The sequence below is a fragment of the Metabacillus sp. KH_069 genome (assembly GCF_057838075.1).
The window spans coordinates 2,504,733-2,517,428 of sequence record NZ_CM174460.1; the positions used below are offsets into that span (position 1 = coordinate 2,504,733).

A 12,696-nucleotide genomic window follows, 5' to 3' on the forward strand; every position below is an offset into this window, starting at 1 on the left:
ACTTTTTGTCAGTTCCGTTCATTCCATACATTTCCTTCTTTAAAATTTACTAATGTGTCAAACCCTAGTTAATATCGATCTTTCGGGAGTTTTAACATGCTGAAGAAAATGATTTTTATCTTATTTCCAGTGATTTTGTTTGGGCTTTGTTTCTTTTTGTATTTACAGTGGGACGTAAAAAGTGGATATGAGGACTATACAAAAGGACATTCACTAGTAGAATCACCAGTCTATCAAGGAGAACTTGCCCTTTATCCTGAAGGCAGCCAACTCTATCCTGCTCTTTTTAAAGATATTGAACGCGCTGAAGAATACATTTACATACACTTTTTTATTATCAGAGAAGATCCTTTCAGCATGAAGTTTTTAAAGTTGCTGCAGAAAAAAGCGGAAAATGGTGCAGTTGTCCTGCTTTCTGTCGATCGAATAGGCGGAAAAGAGATTTCGAAGAAAACAATTGAAATGCTTGAAAAAAGCGGTGTGAAATTTACATTCAGCCGCAAAGCCGGCATTCATCATTTTTTCTATACAATTAATCATCGAAATCATCGGAAGTTTGTTGTCATTGAAGGGCTGGTTTCGTACTTGGGCGGTTTCAATATAGGTGAGGAATATCTTGGTCAAGTTGACCGGTTTGGATACTGGCGGGACTATCATCTGCGAATTGCCGGAGAAGGAACTAGAGAGATTGAAAAACAATTTTTAAAAGACTGGGAAGAGGATACTGGTGAAAAGGTCTCAGTTAAAAGACATGGCTTTACGGAGAAAGATGGTTCTCACTATCAGATGATTTTTTCGACCGGAGAAGAACTAGAACATATGATGGTCTCTATCATAAAGCAGGCAAAAAAATCATTAGTCATAGCAACCCCCTACTTCATACCAAGCAATCAGCTGATGGATGCGCTGATTGCGGCTGAAAAGCAGGGGGTTGTCATTGACATTATTGTTCCTGATAACACGGACGCATGGTTTACAAAGCCCCCGAGTTATCCGAAAACAGAAGAACTTCTGAAAAGCGGTGTGAACATTTATTTATATACGAAAGGCTTTTTTCACGGAAAAGTCATGATCATTGATGGCCGGATAGCCAATATCAGTACAGCGAACTGGGATCCGCGCAGCTTTTATTTAAATGATGAAGCAAGCTGCCTGATTTTTGATGCTGAATGGATCAAAACGATTCAGGCTGAAATCGATGAGGATAAGAAAAACAGCCGGAAGCTCACGAAAAAGATTGTAGACGAAATTCCGCAATGGGAACGGTCTTTTATGAAAACACCTGAATGGATCTACTATTACTTTTAAACTGGAACACTTGATGTCTTTCTTTTGCCGAGCATGATGCCAAGTGCAATTCCGATGACTGCCGGAATAAGCCAGCCAATTCCCTCTTGGTAAAGAGGCATTGCGCTTAGAACCGGACTCCAGGCTTCAGCCAAAAATGTTTTATTAATCGTATCAAGGATGCTGAAAAGTCCAACGAGCGCGACAGTTGTAACATAAATATAAGAACTGTTTTCAATATACTGATGGATGAGCGCCAGGAAAATCAGCACAATCGCAATCGGATAAATCATGCCCAAAATTGGTACGGACACAGTTAAAATTTGAGTTAAACCCAGATTTGCAACAGCTGTGCTTGTCAGACAAAGAATCAGTACCCATGCTTTATAAGGAACTTTCGGTACTGCACTTGCGAAAAACTGGCTGCATGAAATGACCAGACCAATAGAGACGCAGAAGCATGCAAGGGTAAAAACAATTCCCAAAATGAGTGTTCCGCTTTGACCGAACAAATACCCCATAATATTTGTTAAAATTTGTGCGCCGTTTTCTGACTGTCCCAGAGATGCACTAGTAGCACCCAAATAGCCAAGGATAACATAGATGACTGTAAGTAATATGCCTGCTCCTATCCCTGCAGAAATCATATAGCGCGAGAGCTTTTTATCATTTTCAACTCCCTGTGCACGAATTGTATTTGCTATCACAATTCCAAATGCAAGAGCAGCGAGGGCATCCATCGTTAAGTATCCATCCAAGAAACCTTGGAAAACAGGACTATTTCCATAATTGCCTGTTGGAAGCTCAAAAGAACCAATAGGAGTGATCAGGCTTTTCACTAAAATGATCACAATTAGCGTTAGCACAATCGGCGTCAGCAGTTTACCGAACAAATCCACAAGCTTAGATGGCGACATGCTCAGCCAGTATACTAAGCCAAAAAAGACAAGTGTGTAAATGAATAGCGCTGCAGGGCTGCCTGCAAAACCTTCAGGAAGAAATGGAGCTGCACCCATTTCATAGGCAAGACTTCCTGCTCTCGGTATGGCTAGTCCCGGTCCGATAGAAATATATATGATGAATGGAAAGATAAGCGCAAATAGCGGGTGTACACGGGAATTCAGTGTATGAAAACTTCCTGCCTTGGCAATCGCCACAACCCCCAGAATTGGCAGTCCTACAGCAGAAACAATAAACCCTGCAAGTGATGGCCACATATTATCTCCCGCAGCCTGTCCGAGAAAGACCGGAAAAATTAAATTTCCTGCCCCAAAAAACATTGAAAATAGCATTAAACTAATAAAAACAAGCTGTTTCCCAGTAAATTCCTTCGTCATGTTAAAACTCCTTTGATGTAGTAGTTCCTATAAGTAAATAGTCTCTAAAAATAATAGTTCAAAGTATATCAGCTAATAAATTGATTGACTAGTTCATTTTTTCAGTACACTTTTCATGGTGAAAAACAAAGCTTTATTTATCAACGTTGTATGCGTTTACTTACTGCCGATAAAATTTCTTCCAATAGTACACTTTATTTCTGTTGTGCGAAACATCCATCTGTGCTATTTTCCGAAACCGAAATTTTTATTGGCGAAAACTTTCATCTTTACAGCCAATTTTGTCTTTCATTTAGTCATTAAGGAGATTTTTTCAGATTACATTATTTCACTTTGTCAAACATCCCTCAAATCAAATTTAATACCTTAAATTTCCATCAGCAAATTGTTGTTTTTATGAAAATGTTGTCCGTTCCTTTCCGCTCCACTATTAGTCTTAAATATCAATGGTGTCATTCTCCTTAGTGCTGCTACTTTTAACGGTTCAAAGCTTTTAGAGTGGCGACATTCTTCTTAGTGCTACCACTTTTAAATGGTTCAAAGCTTTATAAGTGGCGTCATTCTCCTTAGTGCTACCACTTTTAACGGTTCAAAGCCTTTTAAAGTGGCATCATTCTCCTTAGTGCTACTACTTTTGACGGTTCAAAGCTTTTAAAGTGGCATCATTCTCCTTAGTGCTACCACTTTGGACGGTTCAAAGCTTTAATAGTGGCATCATTCTCCTTAGTGCTACCACTTTTAACGGTTCAAAACTTTTAAAGTGGCGCCATTCTTCTTAGTGCTACCACTTTTGATGGTTCAAAGCTTTAAAAGTGGCGTCATTCTCCTTAGTGCTGCCACTTTTGATGGGATAAGGTTCCAAAAGAATAGGCTGTCCAATAAGTCAGTAATAAATGACTTAATGGACAGCCTATTGTAGGGTTTATTCAAATTCAATGTTCAATTCCTGAGCTTCAGCTGTTGCCTTTTGTTTATCGTTCAGAAGATCACTCGTTAAAATCTTAATACTTTTGACCTCTTTGTCTGAATGATCCAGGATAAATCCGACATTCCCCTTCTTAGAGCTGTTTGCGGCAAGCTCGCCATTTAACTCTTCGAGATAAATATCAGATTCCCAGTCTTTATGCTCGCCAGTATTTGTTTCAAGAACAGCGATTGGAGAAAAATAAACGGGCTGATCCGAAGTATTCTTGATTTCAATATTCGCTTTTACAATGTCAAACGTTTCTTCATGTGTAAACGTGTGAAAGAAATCGATCATGCTGTAATCCGGTGTATGCTCAATGATTTTAACATCGCGGACAATCAGTTCGACATCTCCGACTTTGTACGTTTTGTTGACATTCTTGATTGCCTTCAGTTTTGCTGCTCCTTTGGCGTCTTTATGAGACTGACCGACTTCAAGCAGCTTGCGGTCATCCGTAATTTGAGGATTTGGAACGTAGACATCATTTGAGGTTTGTTTATTTTTAGTGGTTTCAGATACCTTTTCTTTCTCTTCTTTAGCTGCATCTTCAGATGTTGAAGCTTGAGCTGAGCACGCTGAAAGAATAAGCGTTAATGATAGGAGCATCCATAGTTGTTTCATTGGTAATCCCCTTTCTTGGAGTGAATGATTAGGCAGTAACAGATCTGACAAACAATTATTTGTCAGATCCATACTGTCTATGAGCAAATCTTATTTCTTTTTATTTTTTTCTAAAATGTCAAAGATAATTTCTGCATGGTCTGTATTGTCTTTTTGACCTGCAAACATTTCTGATCCTGGTCCGTAAGCAAATACAGGAACATCTTCACCTGTGTGCCCGCCGGTAGTCCAGCCTGTGTTTGTACGTTTGTTAAAAATAGCTTCGATGGCATTGTCCACTCGTAAAATACCTTTATCTTTATCTGCTTTTCCTTCTTCAACAGCCTTTTTAACAGAATTAATTTCTTCTGCCGTAAGCTCTAAATCGATGTTTTGCTTTAATGTTTTTTCTGCATCTGCACCTTTAGTGACAATTTCATTAGCCATGAAATCAGGTGTGCGCTTAGCTGCTTTAATTGGCTCGCCGAACCAGTTGTAAACACCGTCAGCTCCGATTGAATAACCGCCTGTTGAATGGTCAGCTGTAGCTACTACTAGTGTATGCTTGTCCTTTTTGGCAAACTCGATTGCTGCTTTGTATGCTTTTTCAAAGTCCTGCATTTCACTCATGGCTGCGACGATATCATTGTCATGACCTGCCCAGTCTACCTGGCTTCCTTCAACCATAAGGAAGAATCCGTCTTTGTCCTTGCTTAATCTTGTCAATGCAGAGCTGGTCATGTCTTGCAGTGAAGGTGTTTCATTGTTGCGGTCGATCATTTTCGGCATACCGCCTTCAGCAAACAATCCTAGTACCTGCTCATTTTTATCCTTCAATAAATCATCTTTATTAGTCACATAGCTGTATCCATCTTTTTTAAATTCTTCTGTAAGATTGCGGTCACCGCGGATGAAGTTGCTTGAGCCGCCGCCAAGCATAACATCTACTTTGTGCTTGCCGTTAATCATCTCATCATAATAATCATCTGCTAATGAGTTCATGTTTTTGCGGCTCATATCATGTGCCCCAAACGATGCCGGAGTGGCATGTGTGATTTCAGAGGTTGCAACAAGGCCTGTTGCTTTCCCTTTTTCTTTAGCAGATTCTAAAACTGTCTTAAGTTCTGTTCCATCGTTGTCTACTGCAATTGCTGCGTTGAAAGTTTTGTAGCCTGTTGACATCGCCGTTGCTGCTGATGCTGAATCTGTTACATTCTCTTTAGGATCTTCCGGATATGTCATTTGATTCCCTACTAGATACTTATCAAATTCCGTACGTTCAGCCACCGGAGTTTTAGGATCATCCTGTAAATAGCGGTAAGCAGACGTATAAGATACACCCATTCCATCACCGATCAGAAAAATAACATTTTTAATTTCACCCGGTTTATTTGAAGCTGCTTCAGCATGATTTGCTTTCGCTTCAGGAAAACTCCCGATCAAGCTGCCAGCCACGACTGCAGAAAGAACTGCAACAGGGATTACTTTTTTACCTAGTTTTCTATTAAACAATGAAACGACCTCCCGATAGAATGGTTTGTTTTAATCTCAATTACCAGTCTATTGGATTTTCATTAAGGAAGTTTGTAGGAAATGTAAAGTCTGGATGTCCGTCATTTACGGAAAATTTACAATAAAGATATAGAAAGCGATCGCAGTATTACCAAGCAAACTGTTTCCTGTTTAAATACTTTGAACCATGTTTCTTTTCTTCAATAATGCAAGAATCACAAATCCCACGCCTGATACCGTGCATATCAGCAGCCCTATAGATAAAAACAAAGCAGGAATCCCAAATTGCGAAGCGCAAAAAGCACCGTACATGATTCCAAGCGGAGCTGCCGCTTTTGTTAACAAAAACCTGATCGACAGGACTTGTCCAAGGATCGAATCCGGCACCAGCCGCTGATAAAGCGTGGTGCTGTAGATGTTCCAAAAAGGCATAACTGTCCCTGCAATGATTTCTATTAAAATAGCAATCCATAAAACGCTGGTGACACCCAATGCCAAAAATGTGCACCCTCCAAGAAAAATGGCCGATATCATGACTAGATATAAAGATTGTTTTGGCTCTCTTATTTTTGCAGCCGCATAGCTCCCTAGAATGTAACCTAATGGGAATGCAGCCGCGAAAAATCCATATTCAAGTGTGGAGCCGCCGATTGTTTCTACTATATAAGGAATATACATCGTCTGCGCGGCAAACACTCCAAAACTGGTAACGGTTATAAAACATCCTAAAACAAGGAGAATTTGATGCTTGCGGTAAATATGTATTCCTTCTTTAAATTGAATAAGCCAGGAATTCTGTTTCACTCTTGCATTCGATGGTTCTTTTATTTTCAAAATCATGAGATAAGAAATAAAAAACATCATTGAAATAAATAAAAGTGCCTTCTGATAATGAACAGCAGTTAGGATCAAACCTGAAGCGGGAAGAGCAATAAACCTCATCAGCTGAACCCCGCCTGAGAGTTTCGCATTCACCTTAACGAATTCATCATTTTTAACGATCTTAGGCACGAGTGCTGCAGCAGCCGGGTCATAAACCGTGATGGAAGTTAAGAATGCAATTAAATATAGAAACCCTATCTCAGTATGATCTGTTAACAGCAGCAGCCATAAAAGAAAAAAAGCTGAGAATCTTATTGATTCTGAAGACTGCATCATAGTTGTTCTTTGATAACGATCGATGTAAGGACCCGCTAAAAATTGAATCAGCAGCTGGCCGGCTATACTCACCAGCCAAAGTCCTCCCATCGCAAACTTCGAGCCTGTTTCCGTATAGACAATCCATGAAATGCAAAAGGTTCCGAATGTGCTTGCGAATGTTGACAGCAGCTGATTATAAAAGAGGACGGAAACATCCTTCATCCATTCAGCTCCGTTCAAAAAAAGTGTCAATTTGAGTTTCAATACCTTGTAAAGCATTTTCTGGTACTGAATAATAAGCACCGGTTACTTTCACCATACCCGCTGTCCGCAATAGGGATAAATGGTGATGGACGGTAGTTTTGCCCATTCCAAGTAAAGCAGTAAGCTCCTTAAGTGTTCTCTCTTTTTCGGATAGGAGCTTCATGATCCTCAGGCGTTTTTCATCCCCAATCGCTTTCAGCCGCTTTACAAGCTGCGCAGGCGGTTCGTAAGGATCTGTTGTTTCATTCAAACTCTCATCACTGACCGGATAATAGAAAACCTTAGTACCTTCTAAATTAGCCTGTATCGTCCAAGGTCGATAAATGTACTGAGGTATCAGCAATACTCTTGTAATGCTGGCCTCAGGCTTGTAATCCACCCCTGTCGCATGAAGAACAATCCCTTGTGGACTATGATTATTAAACCAATTTTCTTTTTCCTTTTGATCACGTTCAAGAATGCTGCAGATTTCTGACTCTTGTTTTTGTAAAAATTCTCTGTACCAGCCCTTTGTAACCTCTATAAAATGGTTTCTAAGTTCTTTTAAGTCACAACTGCCGATAAAATGAATCATTTGCGGGAAAAAGGCGTGGCCTTTACAGGCAAGGATCATCTCATTTTCAGAATCTCCATCTCCATGGGAAGCCTTGAAACGGTTTTCTTCTTGGGTTTGATCCAAGTATGGAAGGATCAAATATTTCAGCTGCTGAACAGAGAGATTCGCGATAAATCCATGAAACTCTTTTAAAGAAGTAAAATTCTGCCCGTGCAAAAGCTGAAGCAGCATTTTCCACGTATTGTGTTCCTGACAATATTGCAGCTCCGCCATAAGAGGTTCAGAAAGATTCATTCGAATATAATCCAGCTCCTGCTTAGACTTTTCCAGCTGGTCATGCAGCTTTGGATACGTAATCATTGCGATGCCAAGCACGCATTCAAATAATATCGATTGCTGCAGTTCAACTTCGTATGATTTTCTCTCAAAGGATGTGTTTAATAGGTTCATGTTTATCAGCTCCTTTCTTTTATTCTAAATATTTAGAATGATAAATTCAATATATTTAGAATATGATGTTTTGTCTAATCAGCAGTAAATCTCCACTAGAACGCAAAAAAAGCTCAGAGTGATTTTTGTTCTCTGAGCACCAAAATGCATTTGGAAAGTCATAGCATGACGTTGATTCCCTAAATCAGCCTTCTCAGGGTTTTGGATAATCATTGCTTACAGGTTATGCCCCCGTAATTTTTTCAGCCATTGAATCTCCCCATCAAAATCGTAGAATAGTAATTTCCATCAGATAAGACTTTATCTTTTTTTAAGATGCCTTCTATTTTAAAACCATAAGCTTCATATATCTTTATTGCTTTTTCATTGATTTCAAGAACATTTAATGTCATTTTCTTAATATCATTTGAATCTGCCCAACGAATCGATTCTATTAAAAGGTTTTTTCCAATCCCATATCCCCAGTATTCTTTTAATACGCATACTCCAAATTCTGCTTTATGGGAACATCGTTTTAATTTATTCCCTTCACATCTAGAAAAACCGACAATTCGATGATCTGCGCAAGCAACTAAAAATAAGTTTCTGCTGCTTTCTGTATCATCTTTAATGATTTGCTTAAATCCTGATTCGTCTAAGTAAGCCTCGCCTTTTTCTCTATCTAAATATTCTGTTTCGCCGTCTATCTGCAATCTTACAGCAGACAAATTTTTAGCATCTTCAACTGTTGCAGACCTTATAGAATAGTGTAAATTATTATAGTAAAATTCTTTCTGATTCACTCTCAAATCCCCTGCCCTCCTAAGAATCGTTTTTTCTCCTCGATTCATAATCTCATTCAACAATCATATCTTGAAAAGGCAGTCGTTAGTTTCATGCAGTTGCCAAATTCCGAGTATAAGGCTGATGATGTTCCATTTCATGAAAGGAAGAGCCGTTTCCCGCAGCGGAAACCGTAATAAAATATTTTTTATTTCGTGAGTTTTTTACAACAATTGGCATTGTATAGCCTGTTCTGACAGCTTTTATAAACTTAGTCATTTATTCAGACAATACTGGGTCCCCTGTGATTACATTGAAAGTATGTTACAATTAAGTCAGGTCAAACTTGATCGGAGGAAATCATCATGCAAATTAGTGTCTTCTTAGATGATTACCGAACTTGCCCAAGCGGATATGTCTTGGCAGAAACAATAGATCAATGCATTAGCCTTTTGCGAAACAACTGTGTTGACCATCTTTCATTGGATCATGATCTTGTGAGCAAAACAAGAAATGGACTTATGCTCGTCGAGTACATGGTTAAAAATCACCTTTATGCTAACCGCATCACGATTCATTCCGCAAATGCAGTCGGAAGCAAAGCGATGTACAGGCATCTAAAAAAAGCACAAGAAGATTTTGAAATGCCGAAATCTATTAAAGTCATCTTAAAACCAATGCCCCTACATTCAATTGCTGCCAGCCGCTAACAGGCGACTGGAAAAAATATAGCACAATTTTGAGGTATTACTTAAAAACTGATGCCTCTTTTTAATGCCTTTAAAACCCTTTTTCTACTACAAATTCTCCATCCTTTGCATCAATAAAAGAAAGATTCCCTTTAAACATTGGATAGACGGGCTTATAAACGAGCTGATAATAGCTTCCTGAATGATCCTTATATTCTTTGGTCCATTGCTGTTCAACTTGGAAGACTGATGAAAATAGTTCAATAGCTTTCTCTTTTGATATACCTGGATTCGGATTTACTGACTGGAGATGCTTCGGTTCCACTTCAGGTCCAAGATAGTGTGTGATCTTTCCAGTTGTTCGGTTCACATTGATTCTGGCCATCCCATATCTAACATGTATGCCATGGTGAATAAGATCAAATTGAAAAAAAGCTCTTTCCTCATCACTTTCCATTTCCTGATCCATCATGAAATAAAGATGAGCATTTGGATAAATGGCATTCAAAAACTGAAGGGCTGTTCTTTCACATTCTTTAATGCTCAGTAATAGATTTCCAGAAGTTTCATAAAAAGAAAAGAAACCTAATAATTTCCCTGTCTCTTTATCACGCTTTACTTTTATCGTATTTTCATTTCGTTTGTTAAAAAAAGTCATGAGGCTATCATCTTCCGCTGCTGGTTCGTCCCCATCTTTTCTATAAACAAGTCCGATCGCATCCCCTAAATCCTGTTCACGAATTTTTGTAAAGCCGGCATCTAAATTTATTAAATCTTCCGGAGAGCCTAAGAATTCTAACTTAGACAAATTTTTATAAGCTGGTTCTGGTTCCTCATGTTCGTGTTGTTCCCTTAAAACCTTTAAACCTCCATCTGCCGGCACCTCATAAAAACGCAATTCTGGCTCATACACTAAGTGAGGAAGGTTATCTCCATTTTCATAGAGTTCTTCATTTAGGCTGACTATCAACAGATTCATTTCTAAGTCTTTCAGGAATTCATCTCTGACTTTTTCTTCAGGCTGCAGCCATTCTGGAAAAACAATGTGTTCAGCTGCCCCATCATAATGGAACTGCATAATTTCACCGTGTTCATTAATATCTATGTAAAAACCGGTAAATGGCAAAGGCAAATCCAATTCCATCTGGATATACGAAACTCGAAGCTTTTCATCTTTTTTTTGCACACGCTCTTCCTTAAACTTACTAATGACACCTGGATAATGAATTTCAGTAAATTGCAATGCTTTCTTTATTAAGTCCTCTTGATTTAAGATATTGTGGTGCATTTCTTCAGTTGATTGGTCTTTTGTAAAATCAATCAGCTGCCCGTTTCCATCCAGCTCAATCCAGATCCCCATATCTTCTTCATCGGGATGCTTCCAAGCAAAAACAGCCCTGGCTCCATCCTCAGAATAATCTTCTATCTCAAGCTTATATTCACTTGGAATCACACAAATCTGACTTGCTTTCTTTTTTAAAATATCCTTCTTATGCATTTCCTTCTCCTTTATAAGAGCGCGAGTCTTTTACTTTAAATACGAAGGGAAAGCAAGAAAAGTTTCATAGAATGAATAAAATACTCGGTGCGCAGGCCTATTATTTCAGCAGGGTGCAGAAAAAGCCCTGTCTCTAATTTAGAGCAGGACTTTAAAATTTCATTGTATTATTTGAACAATTTTTCGATCGTGCTGTCAGGAAGAGCTTTTTCTCCGCCGACGATGAAGTATTCTTCTGCTAACTCAGCATAATCCTGGACGGTTGTCTTCGTAATTTGTGATGGATTTACTGGATCTGTCAGAATGACTCCATTTTCCCATGAAGCAGCCAAAGCAGATGCTGAGAGTGCATCTGGGAAGTTTTTGCCCGTAGCGATAAATGGCGCATCCATCGCAAGTAATCCAATGTCATAGCCGAAGTCAATAATTTCGCTGTTTGTTTCATAGCGATCCGCTCCGCTTAATCGAAGCGGGTCTGGAAGTGAATGTAATACTTTGTCTGAAACTACTCCTGTTCCGCCTGCAACAATTGCTCCCTCTGCATTTGAGGAATTAACAAAAGAACCGACAGATTGAGGAAGTTCTGTTTTCTTAGTCAGAAGAATCGGCCACTGTGCTTGAGCTGATAGAGGCGCCACTGAAAGAGCATCTGCAAAGCTCTCTCCTGAAGCTACAACAATGCCATCTGTAATACCTACTTCTTTTGCAATTTTTACAGATGTATCATAGCGATCAATGCCGCTGATTCGCGTAACGTTTTGAATACCCAAAGCTTTAAGCTCTTTTTCAACATTAGCTGAAATAACAGAAGCTCCGCCAATTAAGAATACTTTACTTACGCCTAAGCCCATCAATTCTTCTTTCACACTTTCTGATAAAGAATCCTTTTCTGTTAAAAGTAAAGGCGCTTCATATTTATAAGCAAGCGGTGTAGCACTTAAAGCATCAGGAAAAGCACTTCCGGTTGCAATTACTGCTACCTCTGACGACTCCCATCCCATATAAGAAATGTCAGCTGATGTTTCATATCGATCCAAACCATAAATACGAGTTGTTTCTGGAGCTGCTGCAGCACTAGCTTGTCCAAATGGAAGGCTGAGTACTAATAATGCTGATAATGCAAGTGACTTTTTCATAAGATCCCCCTAAATTATATAATCTATCAAACTCCTAAATTATAATGAATTCAAGGTCATTTTGTAATCATTTTTTTACAAAATCCGGCAACAAAATCAGCTATTTTTTTCGTCAATTATCGACAGAAACAACTAATTATTTTTTAATAAATAAATTATGTATTCCACTATAATAAGAACGCTTACATTCTTTTTGATTAAAGAACCAAGTTTCTCAGAAAAAAATAAAAGAGACTGCAAGCGCAGCCTCTCGAATACTATCCTTCTTTAGATTGTCAGTCGTTCTTCTTCTGCCCGCTTTTCGCACGGTTTCTGTCTAATTCAGCCGCATATTCCTCTTGCGTTTTACCCTGCTTTTGACTTTCGGATTGAATTTTTTTGAATTTGTTATCATTTAAGTTTGGCATGTTTGCACCTCCTTATGACAGGAATATTTTGTGCTGCTGCCATCAAATTTATTCCAGTCCTAAGAAATTTATATAAAGCTCTCCGCAATCT

General features: G+C 38.8%; 11 protein-coding genes. 2 read left to right on the forward strand and 9 right to left on the reverse strand.

Translation table 11 applies throughout. The features are described 5' to 3' along the window. Positions 1–96: 96 nt before the first annotated feature. Entirely contained in the window at positions 97–1,308 is a 1,212-nt protein-coding gene (locus AC3ISE_RS12435) for a phospholipase D-like domain-containing protein (protein WP_489221212.1), read from the forward strand. On the opposite strand, the gene brnQ is transcribed toward AC3ISE_RS12435, so the two are convergent. The 6 genes from brnQ to AC3ISE_RS12465 form a co-directional block, all read right to left on the reverse strand. Further along, positions 1,305–2,624, reverse strand: a complete 1,320-nt coding sequence (gene brnQ, locus AC3ISE_RS12440; RefSeq protein WP_489221213.1) for a branched-chain amino acid transport system II carrier protein — start codon at positions 2,622–2,624, stop codon at positions 1,305–1,307. The genes AC3ISE_RS12435 and brnQ overlap by 4 nt on opposite strands. A gap of 922 nt (positions 2,625–3,546) precedes the next feature. Continuing rightward, positions 3,547–4,212, reverse strand: coding sequence for a DUF4352 domain-containing protein (locus AC3ISE_RS12445; protein WP_489221214.1), 666 nt, complete (start codon positions 4,210–4,212; stop codon positions 3,547–3,549). Between the two features lie 90 nt (positions 4,213–4,302). Then, positions 4,303–5,703, reverse strand: a complete 1,401-nt coding sequence (locus AC3ISE_RS12450; protein WP_489221215.1) for an alkaline phosphatase — start codon at positions 5,701–5,703, stop codon at positions 4,303–4,305. Between the two features lie 171 nt (positions 5,704–5,874). After that, the gene (locus AC3ISE_RS12455) at positions 5,875–7,065 is read right to left on the reverse strand and encodes an MFS transporter (RefSeq protein ID WP_489221216.1); all 1,191 of its coding nucleotides are present in this window, start codon (positions 7,063–7,065) and stop codon (positions 5,875–5,877) included. A 4-nt stretch (positions 7,066–7,069) separates the two neighbouring features. Further along, complete coding sequence (locus tag AC3ISE_RS12460; protein WP_489221217.1) at positions 7,070–8,113, reverse strand: ArsR/SmtB family transcription factor; 1,044 nt, start codon at positions 8,111–8,113, stop codon at positions 7,070–7,072. 242 nt (positions 8,114–8,355) lie between these two features. After that, on the reverse strand, positions 8,356–8,943 hold the full coding sequence (locus AC3ISE_RS12465) for a GNAT family N-acetyltransferase (protein ID WP_489221218.1): 588 nt from the start codon (positions 8,941–8,943) through the stop codon (positions 8,356–8,358). 297 nt (positions 8,944–9,240) lie between these two features. Here AC3ISE_RS12465 and AC3ISE_RS12470 point away from each other — a divergent pair, with 297 nt between their 5' ends. Further along, complete coding sequence (locus AC3ISE_RS12470) at positions 9,241–9,585, forward strand: cyclic-phosphate processing receiver domain-containing protein (RefSeq protein ID WP_206197351.1); 345 nt, start codon at positions 9,241–9,243, stop codon at positions 9,583–9,585. 70 nt (positions 9,586–9,655) lie between these two features. Here AC3ISE_RS12470 and AC3ISE_RS12475 read toward each other — a convergent pair whose 3' ends face one another. The 3 genes from AC3ISE_RS12475 to AC3ISE_RS12485 all read right to left on the reverse strand — a co-directional run bounded on the left by AC3ISE_RS12475 (position 9,656) and on the right by AC3ISE_RS12485 (position 12,605). After that, complete coding sequence (locus AC3ISE_RS12475; protein WP_489221219.1) at positions 9,656–11,062, reverse strand: YcdB/YcdC domain-containing protein; 1,407 nt, start codon at positions 11,060–11,062, stop codon at positions 9,656–9,658. A 167-nt stretch (positions 11,063–11,229) separates the two neighbouring features. Beyond that, on the reverse strand, positions 11,230–12,198 hold the full coding sequence (locus AC3ISE_RS12480) for a cell wall-binding repeat-containing protein (protein ID WP_489221220.1): 969 nt from the start codon (positions 12,196–12,198) through the stop codon (positions 11,230–11,232). A gap of 275 nt (positions 12,199–12,473) precedes the next feature. Continuing rightward, the gene (locus AC3ISE_RS12485) at positions 12,474–12,605 is read right to left on the reverse strand and encodes a hypothetical protein (RefSeq protein ID WP_286166064.1); all 132 of its coding nucleotides are present in this window, start codon (positions 12,603–12,605) and stop codon (positions 12,474–12,476) included. Between the last annotated feature and the right edge of the window lie 91 nt (positions 12,606–12,696).